Below are 25,390 nucleotides of genomic sequence, written 5' to 3' on the forward strand. Positions count from 1 at the left end.
TACTACCTGTAAAAGAATCCCCTTAGCCTCACTATAAGAAAAAATAATAAAAAGCCAAAAACGAACAATAATATGTTCATTTTTGGCTTTTACTTAACCATCACATTTACTTTTACTATTGCTTCAAATGATTTTTAACTGCTCTTACTACCAATTCGTGATCTTCTTCTGGTGGTAATCCTGAAACTGTTATCATTCCAATAACCCCTACGTTTTTTATCCTGATAGGAAAGCATCCACCAAACGCAGCATATTCCGAAGTATCTAAAAGATATTTTTCATTATATGAAATTCCAGTTATTTCACTTTGTATCTGCATATAATACGAGCTACGATCATGCAGGGAAACGACTCGTTTTTTACGCTCAATCCATTTCGTATTTTCCGCATTTGTCCCTGTCATCTTGAAATGAAATAATTGCACACCATTTTTCGTTATATCAACAGCAATCAATTTCCCCTCTCGCTTTGCTGTTTCAACGATAAATAAACCTAGTTGCAAGGCATCTTCATTTGTAAAAGAGGAAAATTGAAGCGTTTCCTCCTCTTTTAAAATTTGTTTACTTATTTCATTCAAATTTGAAGTACTCATATCTTTAACCTCCATAATTGTTTTATGCCACACCGACATTTTCGCGAAATTATTAGGCCATATAGTACAACCTTTCAATCAATCTGACTCTAAATAAACTGCTGTAACATCGTTGGTAACTAGTAGTACCGTAAAGCTTGTTTTCTTCTTACTGGTGCTATTATGAATGATATTCAAAGTTATAAAAAGTACGCACTTTAAAGTGCTATAGGTACTTTAAAGTACTATTCTATTTATCCCTATCTTACAGAGACTATTATGAAATATATTTAACATCTTAAAAATGTATGTACTAAAGAATAATATTTTTAATCACTAACTTTTTTGATCAGTCGTTATAATTCAATTTCATCAAAATTTTTATCAATTATTACACTATCCAACAATAGGAGGAAACAAAGATGGATGAAAATATATCCAAAAGCTGAAAAGCAGTTGAGTCCCTTGAGGGAATAGTTATAATTCACTACTTATAGAAATAGACATACAAAAACGCCATCCTTTCCTATAATTTTAAAGAAAGAATAGCGTATTCTTTTCAAAAATGAGTTCTTTTATTGAGAAACTTTGATTCTATATCATACATAAAAGGGCAACCAGTGCTAAAACAGCTGGAAGTCCTTGTTTCACAATAATTGATTTATTAGATGTGAAACCTCCGAAAATAGCTGCTACCACCACACAAATCACGAAAAATAATTGGACCATATAACCAATTGGATTGAGTCCAAGTACAAGTCCCCAAATGAGACCAGCCGCTAAAAATCCATTATATAAACCTTGGTTTGCAAACATAATGGCTACGTTTCGATCTCCTTCTAAATGCTTCGGTAATTTGAAAGCACGTTTCGCTACTTTTGAATCAATAAAAAACATTTCAAGGATCATGATAAACAAATGTTCTAATGCTACGATCCCGACTAAAATAGCTGCGATTATTTCCACACTATTCTGCCCCCTACACTCTCTATTCTTTAATATTCTCTACATTTTTTTGCATCTGTAATAGAACATGAATAAGTATTTTGCGTTCTTCTCCACTGATATTTACGAACATTTCCTTCATAAAATGTTCCTTTTCTTTCTTGTCAAAATATTAATTGATATATCAATTATTGATACATCAATCAATATACATCTCTCTTTTTATTTTTGCAAGTTTTTTTGCTCAATTGGTTTTATTTTGTTCTAGCAACTTTAAACCAATTCAAAACATCAGTTCGTATTTCTAGAAATCATAATTACTTTAAGTTTATTCTGACAATCATATTTAACTAAATATATAAAAGAATTGAGTTATATCTCCATCAATTTATAAAAATTAATTTTTTCTAAAAACAGATACTTTACGTTTTTTATAGTAATAAAAATCATTTTTTTGTTTCAGAGACAATCCATTTTGTTAGCCTGATGGGCATAAGATAGCACCCATATGGAGAACCAATTATCTTTCAAGAAGATGGCTAGAAATCTGGAATTGGTACAGGAGTTGCCTACTTCCCCGATCCAGATGGTACTAATTTAGAGCTAATTGCTCCAAAAGGGCCATTTAGACGTGACTAATTAAAATATATTAATACTGAAAAACCACCTTTATGAGAGGTGGTTTTTTGTTGCTAATGGTCAAGATTAATATTGAGGTCTGATTGACACCTATTCCTTTTCCACATCTTTCATCATACCATCGAAAGAATAGTCTTATAGCTATTTCAAATATTTCGGCTGTACTATATTGCTAGCAAGCTAAAATTTCATGGTACTCCCCAAAAAAATCTGCTGAATCATAACCAAAAGTTCATTTTATCATTTCAAGGTAATTCGAAATTCTTAAGTTGTTGGGCACGGGGTACAGCTGAAAAACAGTGTATATTCATTAACTTCAAACTAATTTTGATGTAACAAAATTGTATTTATACCTTTTTAACAAATTCAGATTTTAATTTCATAGCTCCAAAACCATCAATTTTACAATCAATATCATGATCTCCATCAACTAATCGGATACTCTTTACTTTTGTACCAATTTTTACAACTGATGAAGTTCCTTTTACTTTAAGATCTTTAATTACTGTTACAGAATCACCATCGTTTAAAATATTTCCATTTGCATCTTTAATTACTTTTGTATCTTCACTATTTTCAGCTTCTAATTCTAAAGTCCACTCATGAGCACATTCTGGACAAACAAAAAGATTCCCATCTTCGTAAGTGTATTCTGAATTACATTTTGGACAATTTGGTAAATTAGACATATTTTTATTTCCTCCACTCGTTTTCGTGTATTCTATTAAATAAATATTATTTTTAATTTCCCTTTTCCGTTTAAATATACGGAAAATATTCTCTTCTTACTGTTTGATACTTATTTGTTGAATGTATAAAAAAACTACTTGTTCACACCTTGTAAAAAATCTTCTCCACATTCTCCAAAGCAAACTTTCTTCTTCTCTATTTTTTAATAAAATGATGAAAAAGTAGATTAAATCAAACAAACTTTGTATGTGAAGTGAAATTTTTAAAAATCTAATGCATTTACTTTATTCTTTATTGTATTGATTTCCTGCGATTGCTGAGAAAGCCCTGTACACTCATGAAAAGCAAAATGCTTACACCCTATACATTTTTTTGTATTCAGATGTCCTAAAGCACAATTAATTGCTTCCCCTGTATGATCAAAAAAGTTTTCTTTCCCAATCTCAGCGTACAATCCATTCTTATCTAGATTGGCTTTTAGCTCTGATTGAATTCCAGAAATAAGAAGTACGCCACCTTGTTTTTTGAAGTGCTGAACAATATTCCTAAAGTAAGACTCTCCTGTGGTATCAATAAAAGGAACTTTTCCCATACGTAAAATTAAAACTTTAGGTTTATAATGAATAGTCGCTAAAATATTTTGTTCAAATGTTTGAGCAGCCCCAAAGAATAATGGGCCTTCTATTGTATAAATACTAATTTGTGGACAATCATGAGCTTTATTTACCACATGCGATAACAATTTTTCATTCTTTTTTGTATGATCAGGAAGCACTTTAGATATAACAAGCATATTACTCATACGTTTTGTAAACAAAATAACAGCTAAAATAAGACCGATCTCCACAGCTGTTGTTAAACTAGTAAATACAGTAAGTAAAAATGTTACTAGTAATACAAGGGAATCTCCTGTCTTCATTTTGAGTATGTGATAAAAATGTTTTTGTTCGCTCATATTCCAAGCTACCACCATTAAAATGGGAGCCATACTAGCAAGAGGAATATGTGAAGCATATGGAGCTAACAGTAAAAGTGTCAATAACACAAATCCCCCATGAATAATACCCGACATCGGAGATACAGCCCCACTCTTAATATTAGTCGCTGTACGAGCAATTGCTCCAGTCGCTGGAATTCCGCCAAATAACGGGGTAACAATATTTGCAATCCCCTGACCGACAAGCTCTTTGTTACTGTTGTGTTTACTATTTGTCATACCATCTGCCACGACAGCGGATAAAAGCGACTCAATTCCACCGAGCATCGCAATAACAAATGCAGGACCAATTAACTGTTTTATACGTTCTAATGTGATTTCTGGTATATCAAACTGAGGAAGTGTATTTGTAATCGTGCCATATGCTGTACCAATAGTAGGTACATGACCTGAGAAAAATACAGTTGCAATTACAGTTGAAATAACAACACCTACTAATGAACCAGGTACTTTTGGTAAAATCTTTGGTGTTATGAGTATAACAAAAAAGCAAATCAAAGCAGTTATAACACTATAAAAATTGGTAGTACTGATATGAGTGAAGAGTTCCTTCAAATTTGCTAGAAATTCCTCATGCTTTTTTATACCTGTTAAACCTAAAAAACTAGCAATTTGTCCCGTAAAGATAATAACAGCAATACCTGAAGTAAAACCAATTGTTACAGGACGTGGAATAAACTTAATTAAAGAGCCTAGTTTGAAGATTCCCATAAGACATAAAATAATTCCAGCTAACAAACCCGCGAGTAGTAAATTTTCGTATCCATAGGTAATTACAACTCCTAAAAGAATCGGAACAAAAGCACCTGTAGGTCCTCCAATTTGATACTTCGAACCACCAAACAGTGAAATGAGTATTCCAGCAATACAGGTTGTATAAATCCCATACTCTGGCTTAACACCAGAGGCTATAGCAAAAGACATAGCAAGTGGAATCGCAACAACTCCAACAATCATTCCTGAAAGAAGATCCTTTTGAAAATGTGCTAATGAATATCCTTCAAACCTTCCTGTAAATAACTTTCTCATTACAAACCCTTCTTTTCTATTTTTAATAGATCTGGATTACAAATGTATTTCTCGGTCCCTTATACAGAAAATTGTCCTTTTCACAAAAATAAAAAACACCCTAATATTTACTATATGTTTTACTTAAATGACACTCCAATTCACCTATATCTCCACCTTGTTGTACATAGGATTTCAATCTTTCTGCTAAACGTTCTCCGGCTCGACTATCTAGCTTCTTTGTATCAATAAACGATCTAATCCTTACCTTATCTGGAGTAATATCTCTACGAAACATTTGTCCTGGAATTTCACTCCAAAAACGATTCCATTCATCCAGTAATCCTATTTGATCAAATAAAAAACCTTGAATTCCACATAACCAAGCTGTACAAGCAGTATTTCTTTTTCGACATCCAACTCCATCTTGTAAATGTTGGCATGAAAAACAACAAGAATTTCCACTTTTTATACAAACTTCACAAACGTAATGAGCTCCTAATGAGCGAAATGTTTCAATTCCATGTTGGATGATATCTTCTTTCTTAACCTCAATACTCAACCTATCCCTCCTTAGCCATCATTTCACTTTCTGCTCCATCTAGCTCTTCTAACATTGAAATCGTATCGATTAAATGGTTGTTAAAAATCTTCCGTGCAACCACCAATAAATCCACAATAATAGGGTCTCGTAAAGAATATAAAACTCTTTTTCCATCTTTCCTACCAACAACAATATTTTTTGAACGTAGTACACTTAATTGCTGAGAAACAGCTGAACCTTCCTTATTTAGAATATCTTGAATTTCGTTTACGCTTTTTTCACCTTCTGACAATAATTCTAAGATACCTATTCGCAAAGGGTGTGCTAAGGCTTTAAAGAAATCTGCTTTAAATTGTTGCATTTCGTTTCCCATTGAAATCCCTCCGTTACTTTTCCTCAATTTCAAAAAGTATCATATACACCTTCAAATGTTTGAATATGTATATGATACTTTTAAAACCTCGAATTTTCAATACAAATTTTACAATATTAAATAAGCATCAAATAGAGAAATATACTATTCAAATTTAGGTTCAAAATTTATTATCCAAAATAAAAGCGCCTAACATATTAGGAATATATAATACGTTAGGCGCTTGATATTTAAATTTTTTTGTTTTAGGTCTTGATAATATTGGATGAGTATATGACCAAAACGCTAGATGACTAATATGAATAAACTTATTTGTAAAATTAATTCCTTAGAATATTTTAAGAGCAAGTTTTGAAAAAAACTATTCAAAACTTGCTCCTTATTTTCTCAGATCCAACTATTTTGATACTAAAACCAACAGTAGTGAATTAGAATAATGACTTAATACTTGCTAAAACTGTAAGTATACCTACAATAATAACAAATACGTTACTCATTTTCCCTTTGTATTTAGCTAGTACTGGTACTTTTTGAATCGCATACATCGGTAATAGACATAAGATAGCAGCAACTAAAGGACCGCTTAGAGAATCAATAAGTCCAAGAATACTCGGATTTGTATAAGCAACAAACCAGCATGATAATACAACAAAAGTAAGGATTATTGTCTTAATTGTTTTTTCTTCAATATCTTTTCCACGTGATTTACCGAACTTAATAATCATGTCACGCATTACTTCGAATGCTCCTATATAATGGCCAAGGAAAGACTTTGTAATAGCCACAAAAGCAATAATTGGAGCTGCAATAGTGATTACAGGCGAATTAAGCTCATTAGCAAGATATGAAAGGATTGATAAGTTTTGTTCTTTTGCCATTTTTATATCATCTGGAGTCAAGCTCAATGCGCTACTCCAAACGAAGAACATAACAACAGCGAATGTCATGATATAACAAACCTTTTGTATTTGCGCACATTTAGCATCAGTGGCTTCGATTCCATACGTAGCTCTCTGTTTCACAACAAATGATGAAATCATAGGTGAATGATTAAATGAGAATACGATGATTGGTAGAATCATCAATATCGTCCCAAAATAGCCTGTTCCTGTTGAAGCAGTTGAAACAGCTGAAAAACTAAGCATTGACGTATTCCACTGTGGAATTAAAGATATTGCGATAAAAAGTAGAGAAACTATGAAAGGATACACTAACATACTCATTACCTTTACAGTAATATCTTGACCAAAATTTAGTATAGCGATAAGACCAAGAACTAATACAAGTGATAAAATAGCCCTTGGAGGTTCTGCCATGTGCAATTGATGCACGATAAAACTACTTGCAGTATTTGTAAGCGCAACCGAATACATTAGTACGATTGTATAAATTGAACCGAAATATACGATGTTAAAAATGATACTCGCTTTATTTCCGAAATACTCTCTAATTGTACCTGTGATCCCCTCATCAGCAGAATTAGAAGCGTATATCATTTTAGCAAGTGCCCTATGTGAGTAGTACATAACTGGATATGCAAGCAATGTAATTAGTAGTAAAGATAATAAACCACCTGAACCTGCATTAATCGGTAAAAAGAGCACCCCTGCTCCAATTGCAGTTCCAAATAGACTGAGTGCCCATGTAGTATCCTGCTTATGCCACTTTTTCGGATCTGCATATTGCTCATTTTTTAGTGCGGTATTTTCAGCTTGAACTTCTATTTTCTTTGCAGTATTCCCGTTCATATAATAACTCCCCCTTGTATCTATTCCTACATCCCTCTTTGCATCTAACAAATATTCCCTTTTCGGAAAATGAATTCCTTACAAGTTGCCCCACATTGTATGTCCTTCATCATAATGAATCCAAATTGAAACATTCGCTAGTTAGCGTCCTAATATAATTGTTAGCGTTCACAAAAAAGTTTACTCAAAGTATCCGCTCTTTATATAAAGACCCCTTAAGAGAACAATATAGAATAGACTTCATAAATACGTTGCAACATTTCTAATAACAGTGTATTACTTTAATGGTTTCTCTTTTTTACTTTTAACAGTAATTTTAGCTAAACCGGCCTCTCTTCATTTGCGAGGCATTTCTTTCTCAATTCTATACATTACTTTCATAACTTCGGTAGCACTGATGATATTGCTTACACAAGCCACTGAAGCACATTACATACATTTCGCCTCTAATCACACACCTTTCTTACTAAGAATCGCATTTTTTATATTTTCTCCAGAGATAATAAAATTTCTCTCGACGCCCTCATTATAACGTGTATATTTATAAAATTAATATTTTTATATTTTCAGAAATATTAAAGCAGAATAATTTTATATGGATAATATTTTACAGTTAGCATGTAGCCATTGTTTTTATCGCGTAAAGCTGAATTAGTTAGTAAAAATATACAATTATATATTGTCCTTCTAGGTGACTCATTCTAAAAATACTTATATCCCCTTTTATCAAAAAAAATTATTTTAAACACAAAAGATATTCTAATAAATAATTAATGTAGACAAAAAGAAGAGATTCACAAAATACAAAAACCAATTTTTAGGATATATATTATCAATATTGAATTCATATACATTTTTTAAAAAATACACTGAGCAAAAAACAAAAAAACTGCCCCATATGGACAGCTCATTTACATAATTATCGTTATCAAGGATTCACAAACAAATCACTTCAATGTCATTTTAATTCTAGTTTGTTCGACTCTTCTTCAGAGATATCTCTATGTTTGTAATGAATCGTTTTTAGATCATTTCCTTTTATGCGAAAAGTAATTGTGTCCTCTCCATAAGGCGGATTGTGTGCACCCTCAAAAGTTTGAATTTGAACAGTTACATAAAAAGTATAGTTTGTTGTATCTTTTCTTATTTCAAGTATTTTTTCAGAACCTCGATACCAAAGTTTTGGTTCCTTATAATAGTTTTCAACCTCTTTGCTTATCGGCTCCAATAAGAGCTCAATTACTACTTCTTTTAAAAGTTTTTTGGGTACAGGTATTCTGTTGATTTTCTTTCTTTTTACATCTATAATCCTCCAAAAATCCCCGCTCTTTTCAACGGTATAAAGAACATTCGTACCGTCCGCTTTCAAAAGATGAAAATAACCTTTATTTCCCTTAATATATAATCGTGGTTCATTAATCCACTCACCTTCTGTTTGCACTATCCCTAAAAACAACTGAGTAAGTGGCGTTATCTTATAATCTAATTGGTTAAAGTCTCCAAACGAATAAAGTTCATAACCGGTTAAATCTATGCCAAAATTTCTGTTTATATCATTTTCCTTTTCTACAATTGCTTGAGCAGAAATGCATGGTAATAAAAAACTAAACAGACATATGATGCTAACCATTGTTAATCTTATTTTCATAACATCAATCCTCTCTTTTATTAAGATGCAACAAAAGAGAGGATATTATTGATTAGGGCATAAGCTAAAAAATTAAACTCCCCCATTAACTAGCTCGTTTATCGAGTTTAATTTTGAAGAAAGCTCGATAAACCATTCTTCATCCCCTGTTAATAATGCAAGATCTATAAGATAAAGGATTTGTTCCTTATTTATTACCTTTGATTCAGGGAGTTTGTTAACGTGTTTACTAAAGAGTAAAATCGCTTCGTTTATTGTGTACTGGCCGTCACGTTTCACAATACTAACTGTAACTATATCCTCTACATCATCAAGTGATACAATATAACCAACTATTAATTCACCTTCATTTGATATTCCACGAACCCAATCTCCTACTTTTAAAACATGATTATTATTTGACATCATACCGTTTCACCTTCCTATAAATATTTTTTGTGACGATAAAAAAGATATAAAAACAAATTATACTGTAATATTTTTCATTACATTTAAGTATTAAGAACTCACGGCTATATAATAATTAAGCCGCTTAACGCTCTTGATTGATAAGGTCAACAACTTCTTTCATTGTATAATTCTTTAAGTATTCACCTAGATGTTCTTCAGCACCTAAGAAAATAGCGAAAAGAACTTTTCGCATGTTCGAACCTACAACACACTGATTGTTTGATTCCGGACACTTCGGCTGCAAAGCACCTTCAGAGGTTATCTGATAAATATGCCAAAGATTAATTTCATCTAAATCGCGAGCGAAAATAAAACCGCCACCAGTCCCCTCCTTCGATTGTATAAACTTATGTTTTTTTAACAAACTTAGTACTTTGCGAATGCGTACTGGATGAACACCTGCACTTTCTGAAATAGCATTACTTGTTGACATCCGGTCTGGCTGTAAAGCTAAATAAGTTAAACTGTGAATGGCCAAGGTAAAGTCGCTGTTCATGATTTTCCTCCTACGATTAAAAATATTGTTTCTCATATATTAACATACTGTAGCCATAAATATTACAGATTGGTTAGAACGTTAAAACATGTGGAATGCTTCTTGCCATAAAAAATTAATTCCCTTATATTCTATCCCGTCCCACCTATATCTGATAACTTCATTTAGCTTTTTAAGTTAAAAAGAAAATTAAACACTCCACTGTTTCTTCACTTGTTCTTCTGCCAACTGTTCAATTTTTTTCCAAATCGTATCTTTACTCACAATAACATTTGTTTGATAATTTCTATCATTATAATTAACTGTAACACATACTTCAATCATCTTCTGCTTCCTCCTTTCAAGAAAATTTCTTATTTATATTTAATACCTGAAAAATTTTGAATTTAGTTATAATCTCTAGCATATAACTTCATTTGTTTAAATAATTAAGTTTAAAAACCCCACTGTTTCTTCACTTGTTCTTCTGCCAACTGTTCAATTTTTGTCCAAATCGTATCTTTGTTCACAATGACATTTGTTTGATAGTTTCTGTCTTTATAATTAACTGTAACGCATACTTCTATCACCTTCAGTTTCCTCCTTTCAAAAAATTTCTCTTTCATACTATTACTTATTAATTAGCCAACTTTTGCAGTTCAATGTTTAAAAATGTTCGGACACTACGTGGTAAAAATTTGCGAATTTCTTCTTCGTTAAAACCAATTTGCAATCTTTTTTCATCCAGCATAATCGGGCGACGCAACATTAGTGGATGCTCAATTATTAATGTATAAAATTCATTTAGCGAGAGCTCATCAATATTTATATTTAAGTCCTGAAAAGTTTTGGATCTAGTTGAAATAATTTCAGTAGCCCCCTCTTCAGTTAAACGAAGAATCGATTTAAGCTCATCAACTGTCATAGAATTTGATACGATGTTTTTTTCAATATAATCAATTTGATGCTCTTCAAGCCATGCTTTCGCTTTTCGGCATGAAGCACAGCTTGCTGTTGTATATAGAATTACCATATTTAACTCACTCCTTTAATGTTATTAAACGTACATTTTAAATATCGCTTATTGAAATGTATTAAAAAAAATTACAGTTTAGAATCAAATTCACATAATGTTAATTATTCAGCAATGTTTCATTTATCTCTATTATTCATGCCACATTTTACAGACGTTAACAACTCACTTTTAAAAATCTTACTGTAATTTTAAACTTTACAGTTCAATTAATCAACTGTTAAGTCTTGGATTAATTTTAATAACACAACAAATTATTCTCATGTAAAATTCCCCATAGCATGATGGCTCCTTCAAAGCACATTTCACGCATTTCTTGCTTACAAGTGCTATTATGGATTATATTCATCCTAATAAAAAGTACGTACTTTAAAGTGTTATAGGTACTAAAAAGTAACATATGCATTTTCAAGTGCCATTCTGCTTATTTCTCTCTTACATCGGTTATTATGACCGATATTTAGCACAATAAATAGTACACACTTTAAAGTGTTATAGGTACTAAAAAGAAATAATTTTAGTATTGCAACGGATGTAGGCTCACAACTGTAATCTAAATTCATCAAAGGAGTTTTTTTATGAAGACATACAATATTCCTGTAGAAGCGACTTTAGAAGTTATTGGCGGAAAGTGGAAAGTTGTTATCCTTTGTCACTTAAAAAAAGGAACAAAAAGAACGAGTGAATTAAAACGTTTAATGCCTGGTATTACGCAAAAAATGTTAACCCAACAATTACGGGAACTAGAAGAAGATGGTGTAATCCAAAGGAAAGTATATGACCAAGTACCACCAAAAGTAGAGTACTCTTTAACGGATTACGGTTCGTCTTTAGGAGCTATACTCGATTCCCTCTGTTCCTGGGGAGAAGTTCATCTTGAAAAAACCGGGAACACATCCATGCTGATTACAGCAGATGAATAATAACTGTAGAAGACATAAAATAGGTTGAGACAATACTTGCCTCAACCAGTTTTTATGTCTCTTTATAATTTTTTGCCGTAATGACTGTTTCAAACTCAAAGGTTTCCGGTAGATGATCTGCATAAGAATATTCAAAAGTTCGTCCATCCGTTAAGTAAGCTACTTGTTCAACTCGCATGAGGAAATCCTGATTTGTTAAGTTCATAAACTGCTTTTCCCTATCATCTGGGCGAATTCCTTTAACCCTGACAACAGATGTCCCTACTTCAAGACCAAGTTTATTTTGAATATGTGAGTATATCGACTCCTCTAAAACAGAAGCCTTAACACCTGGGATAACCGAAATTGGCATCCATGTATGCTCCATAATCGTCGGAATGCTGTGAATGATGCGGAGGCGAATGATTTTATAGACGAAATCACCGATTGAAACTCCCAATTTCTCAGCAACTACTTCATCAGCACCAACAATCGCAAACTCGATAATTTTACTTTCTACCTCACTGCCGTAAACAGCTTTCGTACCTGTTAAAGTTTGAATCATTCGTGCCTTTTCCTGCTGACGCCAATCTTGCACCACTGTTCCACTTCCGCGCCGGCGGATGATGTAGCCGTCTCTTACTAACAGATCCAGCGCTTTTTTAATAGTAAGTGCTGAAACATCAAATTCTTCAGCAAGGACGGGGCTACTCGGAATTTTTTCATTGATTTTATATTCACCGTCTAAAATTTGCTGTTTAATCTTTTGATAAATGCCGAGGTATTTTACTTGTGTTGATCCGCTTGCCATTTCCATACCTCCTTTATACTGCATACTCGCTTCTATTCATTCAAATGTAAAGCCTCAAGTTTGTAGACTGAAGGTGATGGGGCAGCAAATCCGTTTTCCAAGATTTCAATATTCGTTACCGCTTCTTCGTCTTTCACAAGTTTTGGTGCACCATTTACAATTGTGTCATAAGCTGCATCATAGAAACGACCATAATCACCAAGCGGTGTTTTAATTTGTTTTTCAATCCAGTCACCATTTGCATTACGATACTTAGCAACTCCATAGTACATCGGTGAATCTTCACCAAACCCTGCACTCTCAGGCATAATCCCCGCTTTCAAATCATTTTCTTGCTGATCTTCACCGTATTTAATAAATGATCCATTTGTTCCATGAACGATAAAGCGTGGATAATCTTTCGCTACGATATGGTTCGTTTTCAGCTTAATCTTCAACTGATTTCCATAATGTAGACCAACATCGAAATAGTTATCAACCGCACCTTCCACTTCATTATTACGAATATCGTATGTCACTGTATTTGGACGGCCGAATAGTGAAATCATGCGGTCCATCGTATGAATACCTAAACTGTAAAATGAACCTTCTTCTTTTGGAGCTTCATGAGTGATTGAACCAGGACGGAAATAATCAATATGTGATTCAATCTCAATAATATCACCAAGGAATCCTTGTTCAACTACTTGCTTTACAGCTAAAAAATCACCATCAAAACGACGGTTTTGATAAGGCATAACGACTACACCTTTCTCTCGTCCTAAAGCTAATAATTCTTTCGCATGTTCTACTGTATCGCAAAATGGTTTTTCAACGATAACTGATTTTCCGGCTAGTATAACTTTTTTTGCTAATTCATAATGCGTATGTGCTGGCGTACAGATCGTCACGACTTGAATTTCTTTGTCATTCAACAATTCGTCTAAATCAGTAGTGAAGTAAACACCTTTTTCCTCATATGGAGCCGCTAATTTTTCATTTATTTGACGTACAAAAATTGTTTTTACTTTTATATTATTACGTGTCTTTAGATAAGGTAGGTGATAACGGTTAGCTGATTTTCCAAATCCAATAAAGCCCATTGTTAATGTCATGTTCTTCAACTTCCTTGCTCATAAATTTTCGTTTCTACATTTATTATATATTTTTATCTTTAAAAGTATATAGTTTTAATTTCAAAATTATATATAAAAAAGTCGAGATAGAAATCATTTTCTGATTCCCATCTCGACTTTACGTTATAGACTTATATCCTATCATCATTTTATTTATACTCAACGACTTGAGAGCTACTTGGTTATATACTCTTATTCATACATATACGAACGTGTCATCGGAATTGTATCATTAATCCCTTTTGTAAATACAAATTGATGTAAATCAATATTACCTGTAAAGAACGAAGCTGCACATGCATTTAAATATAAACGCCACATGCGGATAAATCGCTCATCTTTCGTTTTGCGAACTTCCTCTAGTACGTTTTCAAAATTTTGAGCCCAATGTTGTAATGTATTCCCGTAATGTCTACGTAAGCTTTCCACATCAACAATGAAAAATTGTTCGTTTGTCATGTTCGTGATTAATTCGTTAACAGCAGGAACATACCCACCAGGGAATATATATTTTTCAATCCAACCATTCGTAGCACCACCATTAGCCGGAGAAGTAATGCAATGTAGCAGAGAAATCCCGCCATCATTTAGTAGTTTGTTAACTGTTTCAAAGTATTGCGTAATGTTGTCTTTTCCTACATGTTCGATCATACCTACACTAACAATTTTATCAAATTTACGATTCCTAATATCGCGGTAATCAAGTAAAGATACTTCAACTAAATCCGTAAGTCCCTCTTGTTTAATTCGCTCGGAAGTCTTTGCAAATTGTTCCTCGCTTAATGTTACTCCCATCGCTTTCACACCGTACTGCTTAGCGGCAGCTGTAATGAGCTCACCCCACCCGCAACCGATATCTAATAGCGTATCACCTTTTTGAAGGTTCAACTTTTTCAAAATATGATTCACTTTATTATGCTGCGCTGTCGTTAAAGAATCTTGTTCATTTTGGAAATACGCACAAGAATATGTCATTGTTTCATCAAGCCATAATTTATAGAAATCGTTCCCAATATCATAATGATGAGCAATATCTTCTTTATTTTTTTGTTTTGAGAAATTCCATTTACTTTTGAAATATTGCAACTTACTATCACCTAAAAAGCTATCCTGCCTTTTATAAATAGATTGAATTGCTTTTTCAAGATTCCCCTCTATTTCAAGGTCCCCATTCATATATGCTTCACCGAATGCAATAGAAGGATCCTTAGCAATTTCTTTTTTTGAGAGCGGCTTATGGAATGTTATATGAAATTGAGGTTCCCCTTCGCCATATTGTATTGTTTCTCCATTCCAAAGTGTAATTTGAACTGGATCTGAAAACAGATTTTTAAGTATTTTTTTATAAAAAAGTTCTTCAACCATAAAAACATCTCCTACTAAAAAATTGAACAAAAAACTATACTAGTTAATACGTCTTTTTGAACATAGCTTAAAATCTTTATGACTTCTTGCTACGAGTGTCATTATAAAACGGTTATATTATGAAGCATAGTACGTACTTTAAAGTGATGTAGGCACTTTTAAGTACCCATGACTGAAACAGGTCCTCAAAAATTTTACTTTTCATCATAACAACTTTCTAAAGTTTTAAAACGAAAAACACCACCTCTTCATTAGGTGGTGTTTTCAATATTACATATAGAGATTTCACTTAACTTCTGTGTTTTTTCTATCTATGCATCGTTCTCCCCATGCGGTTAATTGATTTAATACATTTTGTAAAGACCACCCATAATCGGTTAGGGAGTATTCTACTCGAGGGGGAATTTCTTTGTAAATTTCACGTGTAATCACACCATCTTCTTCCAGCTCACGTAGTTGCTGCGTTAACATTCTCACAGAAATTTCAGGAATTAGACGTTGCAACTCACTCGTTCTCTTCGTCCCTTTCGTTAAGTGACATAAAATGACGACCTTCCACTTTCCACCGATAATTTCTAAAGTTGCTTCTATAGGTATATTATATTGTTTCACGCGATCTCCTCTCCTTTTTTATAAATTCCTTATCTATTGTTACGTAAAAATAAATAATTTTCTATACGGCACATTTTAGTTCCTACAGCACAAAAAAGTACCTATATTACAAAAAAGTAATTATGCTGCTTAAAAATCTCCCTCTATACAAAAAGAAAAAACGAACGTATTCTCGTTCGTTTTTTCTTTCTTTATTCAGCTGCGGTTATAAGCATAGACGTGTTACCATTCTTTTCAAGATGATTTTCTCCCCAGTTACAAAGAGTATCGAGTATAGAATCTAAAGAATGACCGTAATCAGTTAAAGAGTATTCTACTTTTGGTGGCACTTGGTTATACACTTTTCTCTCGATTACACCATCTTCTTCTAATTCACGTAATTGTTGCGTTAACATCTTTTGTGTAATACCAGACATTAATTGTTTTAATTCGCACGTTCTCTTTTTGTCTTTCTTTAAATGACAAAGGATAAGTACTTTCCACTTTCCACCGATAACCTCTAAAGTTGCCTCTACAGGAATATTGTATGTTTTCATATAAAAATCTCCTTTAATAATTTTATAAGACAAATAAGCTAAAATATTTAAATATTACTTTTAAGTATCTATAGCACCTTAAAGTACGTACTTTTTATTGTGTTAAACATGTTTCATAATAGCATACGTAAACAGCAGATGAGTAGTACGGCACCAAAAAGTACCTGTATTACTTTTTAGTATCTATATCACTTTAAAGTACGTACTTTTCATTATGTAAAATACATTTCATAATAGCATTTGTAAGAGTTGAGTGAGTCATGCAGTGTTAGAAATTACCTGTTAGTACCTGTACTTTAAAGTGAGTATTTTTATCATACATTTTGTCAGACGATGAAATGACATGTTTTCATTTTCACATCCATTCACAATGAATAAATAATTTTCAAATACATTTTAGGAGGATATCTATAATGAGTAAATTACTAAAAGAAAAAATCGGGTTTGGTACAGCACCACTAGGAAATATGTACCGTAATATCCCAGAGGAAGAAGCAATCGCTACAGTGGATGCTGCTTGGGAGAATGGCGTTCGTTACTTTGATACAGCTCCACTTTATGGATCTGGATTAGCGGAAATCCGTCTTGGTGAAGCACTGTCAAAAAGAAATCGTGATGATTACTTTTTAAGCACCAAAGTAGGTCGAACGATTTCAGATGAACTAGAAGATCCATCTGCACGTGATTTAGGTGAAAAAGGCGGACTTTTCGAATTTGGTCGCAAAAATAAAATGATCAATGACTATAGCGCAGATGCAACACTTCGTTCTATCGAGCAAAGTTTGAAACGTTTAAAAACAGATCGTCTAGACTTTGTTTTCATTCATGATTTAGCACAAGACTTTTATGGTGATGAGTGGATTTCACAATTTGAAACAGCTCGAACAGGAGCATTCCGTGCGCTAACACGTTTACGTGAAGAAGGAGTTATTAAGGGCTGGGGGCTTGGAGTAAACAAAGTAGAATCAATTGAACTTATGCTTGATTTAGAAGAAGCGAAACCAAATATATCCTTACTAGCTGGTCGCTATTCATTATTAGACCACGAACGTGCATTACAACGAGTAATGCCTGCAGCTGTAAAGCATAATATGGATATTGTTGTTGGTGGCCCATATAGCTCAGGTATTCTTGCTGGAGGCGCTCACTTCGAATATCAAAAAGCATCGCCAGAAATTATTGCAAAGGTTGAGAAAATCAAAGCTCTTGCAGATCGTCACGACATCAGCATCAAAGCTGCTGCATTACAATTTTCACTAGCAAATCCAGCAGTTGCTGCCGTTGTTCCTGGTGCAAGTAAACCGGAACGAATTGTAGAAGACCAAAACGCCTTAAATACAGTAATTCCAGCAGCATTCTGGGAAGAAATGCGCGAACAAAAACTAGTAGCACCTAATGCACCACTACCAATCAACGTAAAATAATAATGAAACTTTAATCAGTGGGAGCATCCCCCACTGATTATTTACCCGTAAATACCGGGATGAAAAGGAGCGTAATGAATATGGCACATACTACTACATCTATGGAAATTTTCGGTTCACCTGAACAAGTATGGCAATTAATCGGAGGTTTCAACTCCCTTCCAGACTGGTTACCTTATATACCTAGCAGTAAATTAACGGAAGGCGGTCGTGTACGTCATCTAGCTAATCCAGATGGTGATACAATTATAGAACGCTTAGAAATATTCAATGCTAAAGAACGCTACTACACGTATTCAATCATGAATGCACCGTTCCCAGTCACTAATTATTTATCTACAATCCAGGTGAAAGAAGGTACTGAAAGTAATACATCGTTAGTAGAGTGGTCTGGTACATTCACTCCTGTTGAGGTTAGTGATGAAGAGGCAATAAATCTGTTTCATGGTATTTACAGCGATGGACTGAAAGCATTACAGCAAGCATTTCTAGATTAATTCATGTAATTGATTGAGACGAAAAAGTAAATTAACAGTCAAATATTCGATTTTTTTAGTTAAATTCATTATGAAAGATAAACAAATACAAATTTCATGCCTGCTTGTTATTGACAAGAAATAAAAAATACTACCTCCAAATGGAAGGTAGTATTTTTTTATTAATCAGGAAAAACAATTAATCCCTCTTCTTTTTCCTCCTGTTTTAAATCTTCTTCTGGAAAGGTTACAGTTGAATTTTTATCACCTGTTCTTTTTGTTTCTTCACCTGGAAATACGAAAGTTGAATTTTCTTTTCCTTCATTTTTTTCTACGTTATCTGGAAATACCATAGGATCATTGGTAGTCAAATCATTATGAAATCCAAGGTTAGACAAAATCGCTTTTAAATCTGGTAAAACCCCTATTTTATCAGATGATGGGTTATTAGTCTTTGTGCCTGTATTAGGATTACTTAAAATTGCTCTCAATTCTTTTGGTGTATATGCCTTACCTAAATGTTCTTTAGCAATCCCTTGAATCGATACAGCAGCCCCAGCAATTATAGGCGAAGCGCTAGAAGTACCACGAAAATTAGAAGTATAACGATTAATTATGTTCTGATCTGTAACTTTTTGTCCTTTACTATTTTGATTTTGATATGTATCTAATGTATCAACATATTCTCCCCAACCATATACATCAATTCTACTACCATAGTTAGAGAAAGCTAAACGTTTATGAGGAACTCTTGCAGTAGATGCTCCAACTATAATAGCTCCTGAATCTTTAAAGTCTCGACTATTTCGATTTAAAATCTGCTTACCATTACGGTCTTTAAATTCATCTAAATCAATCCCACCATTACCAGCTGCTTCTACAATAATAATGCCTTTATCTGTACCTTTGCGAATTGCGTTAAATATACTCGGGTATACTTCTACTGGTAAAGGGTCATCTCCATATCCATCATATTTAAAGGATTCTTCTATTAATAAAACATCTCCAGCCTGTAAAGAATCTACGGCACTTAAAATAGCATCTCTTACATCGATTCTCCCATTATCTCGGATCACTGAAATTACTTTTGCCTTTGCTTTTGGTGCAATCCCAATGTTCCCAATCCCATTGTCAGCTGCAGAAACAACACCTAGAACTGAAGTACCGTGAGAAAGATCATTACTCATTTTTCCAGACATAAATTCAATATTTTGACCGACTAAATCTTCATGATTTAATAACCAACCTTCTTCCAAATCTACAAAAGTTGCTCCCTGGCCATTTCCTCCTTTAATTCCCCAAGCATAAGGAGCATTAATTCCTAAAGGTGCCTCTTCAAGATATCCCTGTCTTGAAAATCTAGGTTCATCATAAGGATTGACTGATAATACAGGCAATCTCGAGCCAGTTGTTGTGTTTATACTCTTATTAGAACGAACTTGTATTTTACTAGAATCGTCATTAGCAGCATGTACTGTATTTGTTACAAATGTCGTACCTACCCCAGCAAAAGCTGTAATTGCAAGTGATGATATTAACATACCTTTAAAATTTTTCATTTTTCCACCTCTAGTTTTCTATTAGAAATAACATATTTAATAATGTGTATGAACCAAAAGCATTTTATCTTATTATAAAAATTAATGGATTTTATAGCTTTTTGATTTACATAAAAACTCCCTTCATTCTTGTAATTCAATATGTACATCTCAAAACAACAAACTTACTGTAACTATTATAGTTACACCTTTATTAATTTTCAACTACGAAATATAAATTTTTAAAAATAAATTTATATTACTTTAAAACAGCACTAACCTTTTACCCACATAAAGTGAAACTTTAATCAGTGGTTTTTTTGCTCATCCCCCACTGATTATTAGCCCTCACCAATCGGGCATTTACGGGCAGTTAATGCGGGATAAAAATGCAAAATATCTATCCAAATTACAGCAATCAATAAGTTTATGGACTACGAAAGAAATACGAAAAAGCAAAGCACTAAGTGCTTTGCTCCTTATAAAATCCCTTTTAACTTTTCACCAATTAACTTCGCTACATACTCATAACCTTCTGGCCCAAAGTGTAATCCATCTTTTTCATCATTTTCTACAAATCTTTTATAATCCCGTTCTTGAATCATTTCAGCGAATACGTTTAGAAAATAACTTCCTGTTTCCCTCGCCACTTTCTCCACCACGTCTGCATACTGACTAAGCACTCTATTTGTTCTATTATGCTGTCTTTCTTCATCAACTGGTGCAGGACTAATCAGTAGTACTTTATCTGATGAAACTTGGTTCACAATCTTCTCTAAGTTTTCTTTATATGCTTGTAATGACACTTGAGAAAAAGAAACTGCATCATTCGTACCAAGAAAAACTGTTACGAAATCTGGTTTATATGATATTACATCTTCTTCAATCCTATTTAACGCATCGAATGTATTATCACCTGGAACACCTGCATTCACTACTTTCCAGTTCGGAAACATCTCTTGCAAACGTGGTGTTAATCTCGGCATTCCATCAAAAAATGTTTCATCAGCTGTAATACTATCTCCAAAACATACTAACGTTTTCATTAAGCTACTCTCCTTTTACGTATGAAACAACTTTCCTTCTATTGCTTTTATATATCTGTCAGCAGAACGTTCAACTGCCTCATTTGCATTTTCTTTTACTACTCGATGAAAAGCGTTGTATAAACGATTAAACTGTAACGGCTTCACTCGATTCACCATTTCTTCCACTTTTCTCGCTGGTAGTGGAATTAAGTTTGGATAGCTGTACATGAAGCTTACCCACCGCTCATCTGCTACAACTTGAATAATATCACCTGTTAACAAAATTCCTTTTCCGTCATTACCTTCTTCCCAATGTAAGACAGATCCACCTTTAAAATGTCCCCCTAAACGATGAATGACTAATCCATCAGCTAATTGTAAAGACTCACCAGACCAATAAATAATACGACTACTCGGACGCATCACCCACTCTTTATCATCTTCGTGTATATAAATTGGTACATCAAATGTCTCTGCCCATTCTACTTGCGTTGAATAATAATGAGGATGAGACAATGCAATCGCATCTAATCCGCCAAGCTCTTTTATTTTCGTAATTGTCGTTTCATCTAAATACGTAATACAGTCCCACAGTAAACGATATGACTCTGTTTTCACTACAAATGCCGTTTGACCGATCGCAAATCCTGGTTTTGTCGTAATACTATAAAGTCCATTTTCCTCTTTAATTATTTCATTTTTATATGTATCATCTGTTTGCAAATTTTCTAAAGTCGTCCAAGACTGCCCTTTCGGATTCACATACTGCCTTTCTTCATCACAAATATGACAACTCACTGGTTCTTCTACACTCGCTGCATACTGCACGCCACACGTTGTACAAACGAAATTTTTCATCATAATTTCCCCTATCCCTATATTTTTATTAAGCTGACTTTTGTTGATAATGATCTGCTTTTTTATTTTCAATTATTAAACTTATAAAAGTAAGTAAATAGACAACTGTAACCGATAATGGAATTACAGTAAATCCTTTTTCTGCAAAAAGAATCCCGCAAACTGACGTTACAAATACAGTCCCTACTGATAATAAACCATAACTTTTACTTTCATAAATCCATACGTACGGAATAAAATGAACACCTATTAACATCGCTACTACAAAAGGTAACCATTCTGGAAATTGAAAATAGGCAAGTAATACAAGTGGAATATTCAATACATTTATTCCACCAATTAAGCCTGCCAAAACCCCTAACGGATTTCCTTTCGCAAACATATCAATCTTCAATATAGCAGCTATCATTAAGCCAAAAGGAAACACACAGCCCATACCGATTAAATATACCCACACCACTTGTTTTTCAGAAAGAACAAATCCCGTTATACTCATAACTACCCAAAATAAAACGCCGGCTAATATAATCGGTAAGCCTCTCTTCGTTTTTATTGCTAAATCCTTTTTCGCTTCTGCAACATTCATCTCACTATCTCCCCAAAAATATTTGTACTATAAAGTCACCTCAACCTCACCCATCCAATAACGCCAAGCTTCTAAATAATCTTCTAAATCTTTCGGGTGGTGCCGTAAACATGTATCTATACGCAAATATAATCCTATGACTATTTCTTCATATAAATCACGGTCATTTTTATGAAATACACATTGTTTCATCGCATAACCAATCGTTTCTTTTGTTAAATCTTCCGGAGTTGAACAGAACGCATAAATTAAATCATATATAGGATCTCCTAACACTGGTAAAGGATCAATTACACCGTGCAGCTCATTCTCTTTAAATATAAAGTTATGAAATCCAAGATCACCATGCAATAAAAACGGCTGATTTATTCCAGCGTCCCTATTCGCTAACTTAAGAACCGTTCTATACCCTTCTTCACTTATGTAACGCCTTACATTTTCATGAGCTTCTATCACATTTGTTGTTAAAAATCCACTCCAAGATTGAACCGGATTTTCTTTCCATCCCCAGCCATCAACCTCTGTAGCTACTTCATACTCATTGATAACTTCTTTTACAAGTTTACAAAGAACACTCCGTTTATAGCCTAGTTTGCAAGAATTTGTGCCCTCAAGGAATGAGTAAACAATATAGCGATTTAAAGGTTCCTTATATAAAAGCTTTGGAAATAATTCGTCCTTTTTATAAAACTGAAGAAAATAAGCTTCTTCACGTATGACATCCGATTCATTCAACTTTACAACGTATTGTTCATCTAACAAATATATAGTACTTGTCGTACCCCCGTTTAATGCTTTTACGCTATTTGGATAATGTGAAATAACTTTTTCCTTAACTAGTTGTGCAGTGATTATTGAAATGTCCATTCTCTCACCCTTTAACTCCGAATATTCCCTCAATTCAAAAGGCAGCTTTACTATTATTTGACAAACGCAAGGGAAATCCTCTCATCCATCCTAATATAACAAACAATAATTTTATTTTATTACAATGGCTTTCTTCAATATTCCATTTATGGTAATGTGATTTTATCACTCTAAATGCTCTTCATATACTCTAATAATTTCTATTGCAGGGTCTCTGTCTTGTAATTTATGAGCCAAACTTTCTACACCAAACACTTCTGTAAACGTATGACTGCCTACAATTAAATTAATCCCTTTAAATTTCGCATGTTGAACTGTATATAATGTTTTTTCACCTGTTATGTACGTGTCACACCCTTTTTCTAATGCACGTTCAATCAAATTTGTATTGTTTCCTGCACCGGTTAAAATCGCAATCCGTTTTACTGGTTTATCGTGATTTTTCCAGCTCTTCACTTTCTCTTCCATTTTTTCTTCAAGTTTTCCAACTAAGTTTGAAAAAGGAATCGCTTCTTTATATTCTCCTATTCCCGGTAGTTCTTCTTCCTCATACGTGGAATATTCCAGTATTGTATCTATCCCAATTCCGTTAAATAACGATGTACATGTGCCAAACTTTACAAAATCTAACGGCAAATGAACCCAAAAATGATTCATTTCATATTGCTTCAATTTCTCAATACAAGCCTCTTCCATACCAAATAAAAAACTCCACGGCGCATGATGTGTAACTATCATATCGACTCCATTTCTATACGCTTCTTCAATAGTTTCTAACGTTAAATTTGTTGTGTAACCGATTTTGTGAAATTCATCTTTACTTATATGAGTAAAACCATATTCATCATCGCCGTATTTATGAAGATGCTCTCCAAATAATGATGTTATATGTTCGTTAAACTGCTTTATATTCATTTTATTTCTCCTTTCATTTACTTTTATATTTCAAAAATAAGGAAATACTAACAACAACGTTACATACATATAGGAGGACAATATGAAACCTGAATTTTTAAAAGCTGTACATGATGCCATCGGAAATGTCGAACACATTCATATAGAAGAAAGCGGTGCTGACAGCTTACTTATCCATCATGATGATGCACAGCAATTACAACAAGTCGCTAAAACGCTAGAAAATAACAATTTTCGCTCTGCTTTAAGAACAACTGGAAATGCTTCGTATATTGAAGTATTGAACAGATAGTGAAAGTCCGGATGTATGCCGGGCTTTCTTTTTTTATATTAAAACTTCAAACTCTTTCACATATACCGCTGTTCCAGCAATATCTATTTGTAACTTCTCGTTTTCTATCCCTTTCGTTACATAAACAGTTACACGACCATCTTTATTTATTTCCTGTCCTTGCTCAACGATTAAATCCAATTCATGTTCAAAATCTTTCTCTAAATACTCCGCATAATACGCTCCCATTACACCTGAAGCTGTTCCTGTCACTGGATCTTCAATCGTTCCAGCGTAAGCTGATGAAAAATGACGGCCGTGCATTTGTGCTAGTTCATCATAAGTTTCTAGACAAATTGGGTGAATGGAAGCATTAGGTATTTCTTTTAATACTGACGGAAATGCATCAGTATTAGGTTTCATTCTCTCACACGCATCAAGATTTTTAATCGGTACAATTACAGTCCAATTCCCCGTACTTCCATATACAATCGGTAAACTTTCATCTAAATCATTTACTTCTAAACCAATACTATGAGCTAATTCTTCTTTTGAACCTGCAAAATCTTTAAACTGAGGTGCTGTCTGCCTCATTTTAATAAAGGTTTCTCCCTTTTCATTTACACCTATTTGTATTGGTAAAATCCCTGCCTTCGTTTCAATCGTAAGGTTACTTTTCTCTTCTAATAAACCTTTTTCGCGCAAGGCATATATCGTCCCTACTGTCCCATGACCACATAAATCCATTTCAAAACCAGGTGTAAAATAGCGCATTCTTATATCTCCTACTTCTGAGGAAAGAACAAAAGTTGTTTCGTTATATCCAACTTTTTCAGCAATAATTTGCATTTCCTCTTCCGTTAATCCATCTGCTTCTAATACAATACCTGCTGGATTTCCCTTATTTGGTTTATTCGTAAATGCGTCGTAATGAAATACGTTTATAGTCTTCATTTTCTTTTCTC

29 protein-coding genes and 1 pseudogene are annotated in these 25,390 nt (G+C 33.5%); 5 read left to right on the forward strand and 25 right to left on the reverse strand.

Annotation, left to right across the window (positions count from 1 at the left end):
- Window positions 1-115: 115 nt before the first annotated feature.
- Together ACW0JX_RS16285 and ACW0JX_RS16290 are read right to left on the reverse strand one after the other, a co-directional pair.
- Window positions 116-631 (reverse strand): heme-degrading domain-containing protein, encoded by a 516-nt coding sequence (locus ACW0JX_RS16285; RefSeq protein WP_135277567.1) that lies wholly within the window; start codon window positions 629-631, stop codon window positions 116-118.
- A 534-nt stretch (window positions 632-1,165) separates the two neighbouring features.
- Complete coding sequence (locus ACW0JX_RS16290; protein ID WP_000402473.1) at window positions 1,166-1,537, reverse strand: DUF1304 domain-containing protein; 372 nt, start codon at window positions 1,535-1,537, stop codon at window positions 1,166-1,168.
- Between the two features lie 483 nt (window positions 1,538-2,020).
- Here ACW0JX_RS16290 and ACW0JX_RS16295 point away from each other — a divergent pair.
- A pseudogene (locus tag ACW0JX_RS16295) lies at window positions 2,021-2,155 on the forward strand (VOC family protein); the annotation flags it as partial.
- Between the two features lie 347 nt (window positions 2,156-2,502).
- Here ACW0JX_RS16295 and ACW0JX_RS16300 read toward each other — a convergent pair.
- From ACW0JX_RS16300 to spxA, 11 genes are all read right to left on the reverse strand, one after another.
- On the reverse strand, window positions 2,503-2,844 hold the full coding sequence (locus tag ACW0JX_RS16300) for a zinc ribbon domain-containing protein YjdM (protein ID WP_000067658.1): 342 nt from the start codon (window positions 2,842-2,844) through the stop codon (window positions 2,503-2,505).
- A gap of 263 nt (window positions 2,845-3,107) precedes the next feature.
- Window positions 3,108-4,871 carry a SulP family inorganic anion transporter gene (locus ACW0JX_RS16305; protein WP_029442866.1) on the reverse strand — a complete coding sequence of 588 codons (1,764 nt, stop codon included), beginning with the start codon at window positions 4,869-4,871 and terminating at the stop codon, window positions 3,108-3,110.
- 100 nt (window positions 4,872-4,971) lie between these two features.
- Window positions 4,972-5,412, reverse strand: a complete 441-nt coding sequence (locus tag ACW0JX_RS16310; protein ID WP_000021461.1) for a hypothetical protein — start codon at window positions 5,410-5,412, stop codon at window positions 4,972-4,974.
- 1 nt (window position 5,413) lies between these two features.
- Window positions 5,414-5,767 carry an ArsR/SmtB family transcription factor gene (locus ACW0JX_RS16315; protein WP_000526189.1) on the reverse strand — a complete coding sequence of 118 codons (354 nt, stop codon included), beginning with the start codon at window positions 5,765-5,767 and terminating at the stop codon, window positions 5,414-5,416.
- A gap of 428 nt (window positions 5,768-6,195) precedes the next feature.
- On the reverse strand, window positions 6,196-7,515 hold the full coding sequence (locus ACW0JX_RS16320) for an aromatic amino acid transport family protein (protein WP_459244932.1): 1,320 nt from the start codon (window positions 7,513-7,515) through the stop codon (window positions 6,196-6,198).
- A gap of 958 nt (window positions 7,516-8,473) precedes the next feature.
- Entirely contained in the window at window positions 8,474-9,163 is a 690-nt protein-coding gene (locus ACW0JX_RS16325) for a DUF3888 domain-containing protein (RefSeq protein ID WP_446025783.1), read from the reverse strand.
- Window positions 9,164-9,235: 72 nt separating this feature from the next.
- Entirely contained in the window at window positions 9,236-9,571 is a 336-nt protein-coding gene (locus tag ACW0JX_RS16330) for an IDEAL domain-containing protein (RefSeq protein WP_000987464.1), read from the reverse strand.
- Window positions 9,572-9,695: 124 nt separating this feature from the next.
- The gene (gene saiR, locus ACW0JX_RS16335) at window positions 9,696-10,109 is read right to left on the reverse strand and encodes an Rrf2-family transcriptional regulator SaiR (RefSeq protein ID WP_001083465.1); all 414 of its coding nucleotides are present in this window, start codon (window positions 10,107-10,109) and stop codon (window positions 9,696-9,698) included.
- Window positions 10,110-10,298: 189 nt separating this feature from the next.
- The gene (locus tag ACW0JX_RS16340) at window positions 10,299-10,433 is read right to left on the reverse strand and encodes a BA3454 family stress response protein (RefSeq protein ID WP_098127966.1); all 135 of its coding nucleotides are present in this window, start codon (window positions 10,431-10,433) and stop codon (window positions 10,299-10,301) included.
- Between the two features lie 110 nt (window positions 10,434-10,543).
- Window positions 10,544-10,678 carry a BA3454 family stress response protein gene (locus ACW0JX_RS16345; protein ID WP_000573515.1) on the reverse strand — a complete coding sequence of 45 codons (135 nt, stop codon included), beginning with the start codon at window positions 10,676-10,678 and terminating at the stop codon, window positions 10,544-10,546.
- A 47-nt stretch (window positions 10,679-10,725) separates the two neighbouring features.
- Window positions 10,726-11,121 (reverse strand): transcriptional regulator SpxA, encoded by a 396-nt coding sequence (gene spxA / locus ACW0JX_RS16350; protein ID WP_000236189.1) that lies wholly within the window; start codon window positions 11,119-11,121, stop codon window positions 10,726-10,728.
- A gap of 578 nt (window positions 11,122-11,699) precedes the next feature.
- Here spxA and ACW0JX_RS16355 point away from each other — a divergent pair.
- Window positions 11,700-12,044, forward strand: a complete 345-nt coding sequence (locus ACW0JX_RS16355; RefSeq protein ID WP_000860831.1) for a winged helix-turn-helix transcriptional regulator — start codon at window positions 11,700-11,702, stop codon at window positions 12,042-12,044.
- A gap of 52 nt (window positions 12,045-12,096) precedes the next feature.
- On the opposite strand, the gene ACW0JX_RS16360 is transcribed toward ACW0JX_RS16355, so the two are convergent.
- The 5 genes from ACW0JX_RS16360 to ACW0JX_RS16380 all read right to left on the reverse strand — a co-directional run bounded on the left by ACW0JX_RS16360 (window position 12,097) and on the right by ACW0JX_RS16380 (window position 16,462).
- On the reverse strand, window positions 12,097-12,834 hold the full coding sequence (locus ACW0JX_RS16360) for a GntR family transcriptional regulator (protein ID WP_000146276.1): 738 nt from the start codon (window positions 12,832-12,834) through the stop codon (window positions 12,097-12,099).
- A 32-nt stretch (window positions 12,835-12,866) separates the two neighbouring features.
- Entirely contained in the window at window positions 12,867-13,928 is a 1,062-nt protein-coding gene (locus tag ACW0JX_RS16365) for an oxidoreductase (RefSeq protein WP_098127962.1), read from the reverse strand.
- A 213-nt stretch (window positions 13,929-14,141) separates the two neighbouring features.
- Window positions 14,142-15,314, reverse strand: a complete 1,173-nt coding sequence (locus ACW0JX_RS16370) for a cyclopropane-fatty-acyl-phospholipid synthase (RefSeq protein WP_098127960.1) — start codon at window positions 15,312-15,314, stop codon at window positions 14,142-14,144.
- 285 nt (window positions 15,315-15,599) lie between these two features.
- Window positions 15,600-15,926 carry a winged helix-turn-helix transcriptional regulator gene (locus ACW0JX_RS16375; RefSeq protein WP_000816339.1) on the reverse strand — a complete coding sequence of 109 codons (327 nt, stop codon included), beginning with the start codon at window positions 15,924-15,926 and terminating at the stop codon, window positions 15,600-15,602.
- A gap of 191 nt (window positions 15,927-16,117) precedes the next feature.
- Entirely contained in the window at window positions 16,118-16,462 is a 345-nt protein-coding gene (locus ACW0JX_RS16380; protein WP_459244933.1) for a winged helix-turn-helix transcriptional regulator, read from the reverse strand.
- Window positions 16,463-16,875: 413 nt separating this feature from the next.
- Between ACW0JX_RS16380 and ACW0JX_RS16385 the strand changes: the two genes are divergently transcribed.
- Together ACW0JX_RS16385 and ACW0JX_RS16390 are read left to right on the forward strand one after the other, a co-directional pair.
- Window positions 16,876-17,886, forward strand: coding sequence for an aldo/keto reductase (locus tag ACW0JX_RS16385; protein WP_000040529.1), 1,011 nt, complete (start codon window positions 16,876-16,878; stop codon window positions 17,884-17,886).
- 80 nt (window positions 17,887-17,966) lie between these two features.
- Window positions 17,967-18,383 (forward strand): SRPBCC family protein, encoded by a 417-nt coding sequence (locus tag ACW0JX_RS16390; RefSeq protein ID WP_088024547.1) that lies wholly within the window; start codon window positions 17,967-17,969, stop codon window positions 18,381-18,383.
- 161 nt (window positions 18,384-18,544) lie between these two features.
- Here the strand turns inward: ACW0JX_RS16390 and ACW0JX_RS16395 are convergent, their stop codons facing one another.
- From ACW0JX_RS16395 to ACW0JX_RS16420, 6 genes are all read right to left on the reverse strand, one after another.
- A complete protein-coding gene (locus ACW0JX_RS16395; RefSeq protein ID WP_071731211.1) occupies window positions 18,545-19,921 on the reverse strand; it encodes a S8 family peptidase in 1,377 nt (458 codons plus the stop codon).
- 458 nt (window positions 19,922-20,379) lie between these two features.
- Window positions 20,380-20,946: an SGNH/GDSL hydrolase family protein gene (locus ACW0JX_RS16400; RefSeq protein ID WP_029442875.1), complete on the reverse strand. Its 567-nt coding sequence runs from the start codon at window positions 20,944-20,946 to the stop codon at window positions 20,380-20,382.
- Between the two features lie 15 nt (window positions 20,947-20,961).
- Complete coding sequence (locus ACW0JX_RS16405) at window positions 20,962-21,789, reverse strand: MBL fold metallo-hydrolase (RefSeq protein ID WP_081366351.1); 828 nt, start codon at window positions 21,787-21,789, stop codon at window positions 20,962-20,964.
- 25 nt (window positions 21,790-21,814) lie between these two features.
- Window positions 21,815-22,372 carry a DUF7010 family protein gene (locus ACW0JX_RS16410; protein WP_098127956.1) on the reverse strand — a complete coding sequence of 186 codons (558 nt, stop codon included), beginning with the start codon at window positions 22,370-22,372 and terminating at the stop codon, window positions 21,815-21,817.
- Between the two features lie 27 nt (window positions 22,373-22,399).
- A complete protein-coding gene (locus ACW0JX_RS16415; RefSeq protein WP_000355256.1) occupies window positions 22,400-23,239 on the reverse strand; it encodes an aminoglycoside phosphotransferase family protein in 840 nt (279 codons plus the stop codon).
- A gap of 165 nt (window positions 23,240-23,404) precedes the next feature.
- The gene (locus tag ACW0JX_RS16420; protein ID WP_048564552.1) at window positions 23,405-24,154 is read right to left on the reverse strand and encodes a Nif3-like dinuclear metal center hexameric protein; all 750 of its coding nucleotides are present in this window, start codon (window positions 24,152-24,154) and stop codon (window positions 23,405-23,407) included.
- Between the two features lie 82 nt (window positions 24,155-24,236).
- On the opposite strand from ACW0JX_RS16420, the gene ACW0JX_RS16425 reads away from it, so the two are divergent.
- The gene (locus ACW0JX_RS16425; protein ID WP_000801654.1) at window positions 24,237-24,446 is read left to right on the forward strand and encodes a hypothetical protein; all 210 of its coding nucleotides are present in this window, start codon (window positions 24,237-24,239) and stop codon (window positions 24,444-24,446) included.
- Between the two features lie 33 nt (window positions 24,447-24,479).
- Here the strand turns inward: ACW0JX_RS16425 and ACW0JX_RS16430 are convergent, their stop codons facing one another.
- Window positions 24,480-25,379, reverse strand: coding sequence for a PhzF family phenazine biosynthesis isomerase (locus ACW0JX_RS16430; RefSeq protein ID WP_048564551.1), 900 nt, complete (start codon window positions 25,377-25,379; stop codon window positions 24,480-24,482).
- Between the last annotated feature and the right edge of the window lie 11 nt (window positions 25,380-25,390).

The organism is Bacillus sp. C-3-6 (assembly GCF_054509685.1).

Excerpts from the sequence above, each read along its gene's own strand:
- ACW0JX_RS16355 (WP_000860831.1), top strand. The coding sequence starts at position 11,700 with ATGAAGACATACAATATTCCTGTAGAAGCGACTTTAGAAGTTATTGGC.
- ACW0JX_RS16330 (WP_000987464.1), bottom strand. The coding sequence starts at position 9,571 with ATGATGTCAAATAATAATCATGTTTTAAAAGTAGGAGATTGGGTTCGT.
- spxA (WP_000236189.1), bottom strand. The coding sequence starts at position 11,121 with ATGGTAATTCTATATACAACAGCAAGCTGTGCTTCATGCCGAAAAGCG.
- ACW0JX_RS16380 (WP_459244933.1), bottom strand. The coding sequence starts at position 16,462 with ATGAAAACATACAATATTCCTGTAGAGGCAACTTTAGAGGTTATCGGT.
- ACW0JX_RS16390 (WP_088024547.1), top strand. The coding sequence starts at position 17,967 with ATGGCACATACTACTACATCTATGGAAATTTTCGGTTCACCTGAACAA.
- ACW0JX_RS16410 (WP_098127956.1), bottom strand. The coding sequence starts at position 22,372 with ATGAATGTTGCAGAAGCGAAAAAGGATTTAGCAATAAAAACGAAGAGA.
- ACW0JX_RS16360 (WP_000146276.1), bottom strand. The coding sequence starts at position 12,834 with ATGGCAAGCGGATCAACACAAGTAAAATACCTCGGCATTTATCAAAAG.
- ACW0JX_RS16365 (WP_098127962.1), bottom strand. The coding sequence starts at position 13,928 with ATGACATTAACAATGGGCTTTATTGGATTTGGAAAATCAGCTAACCGT.
- saiR (WP_001083465.1), bottom strand. The coding sequence starts at position 10,109 with ATGAACAGCGACTTTACCTTGGCCATTCACAGTTTAACTTATTTAGCT.
- ACW0JX_RS16430 (WP_048564551.1), bottom strand. The coding sequence starts at position 25,379 with ATGAAGACTATAAACGTATTTCATTACGACGCATTTACGAATAAACCA.
- ACW0JX_RS16400 (WP_029442875.1), bottom strand. The coding sequence starts at position 20,946 with ATGAAAACGTTAGTATGTTTTGGAGATAGTATTACAGCTGATGAAACA.
- ACW0JX_RS16305 (WP_029442866.1), bottom strand. The coding sequence starts at position 4,871 with ATGAGAAAGTTATTTACAGGAAGGTTTGAAGGATATTCATTAGCACAT.
- ACW0JX_RS16395 (WP_071731211.1), bottom strand. The coding sequence starts at position 19,921 with ATGAAAAATTTTAAAGGTATGTTAATATCATCACTTGCAATTACAGCT.
- ACW0JX_RS16425 (WP_000801654.1), top strand. The coding sequence starts at position 24,237 with ATGAAACCTGAATTTTTAAAAGCTGTACATGATGCCATCGGAAATGTC.
- ACW0JX_RS16320 (WP_459244932.1), bottom strand. The coding sequence starts at position 7,515 with ATGAACGGGAATACTGCAAAGAAAATAGAAGTTCAAGCTGAAAATACC.
- ACW0JX_RS16385 (WP_000040529.1), top strand. The coding sequence starts at position 16,876 with ATGAGTAAATTACTAAAAGAAAAAATCGGGTTTGGTACAGCACCACTA.
- ACW0JX_RS16415 (WP_000355256.1), bottom strand. The coding sequence starts at position 23,239 with ATGGACATTTCAATAATCACTGCACAACTAGTTAAGGAAAAAGTTATT.
- ACW0JX_RS16340 (WP_098127966.1), bottom strand. The coding sequence starts at position 10,433 with ATGATTGAAGTATGTGTTACAGTTAATTATAATGATAGAAATTATCAA.
- ACW0JX_RS16370 (WP_098127960.1), bottom strand. The coding sequence starts at position 15,314 with ATGGTTGAAGAACTTTTTTATAAAAAAATACTTAAAAATCTGTTTTCA.
- ACW0JX_RS16420 (WP_048564552.1), bottom strand. The coding sequence starts at position 24,154 with ATGAATATAAAGCAGTTTAACGAACATATAACATCATTATTTGGAGAG.
- ACW0JX_RS16300 (WP_000067658.1), bottom strand. The coding sequence starts at position 2,844 with ATGTCTAATTTACCAAATTGTCCAAAATGTAATTCAGAATACACTTAC.
- ACW0JX_RS16285 (WP_135277567.1), bottom strand. The coding sequence starts at position 631 with ATGTCGGTGTGGCATAAAACAATTATGGAGGTTAAAGATATGAGTACT.
- ACW0JX_RS16325 (WP_446025783.1), bottom strand. The coding sequence starts at position 9,163 with ATGAAAATAAGATTAACAATGGTTAGCATCATATGTCTGTTTAGTTTT.
- ACW0JX_RS16315 (WP_000526189.1), bottom strand. The coding sequence starts at position 5,767 with ATGGGAAACGAAATGCAACAATTTAAAGCAGATTTCTTTAAAGCCTTA.
- ACW0JX_RS16405 (WP_081366351.1), bottom strand. The coding sequence starts at position 21,789 with ATGATGAAAAATTTCGTTTGTACAACGTGTGGCGTGCAGTATGCAGCG.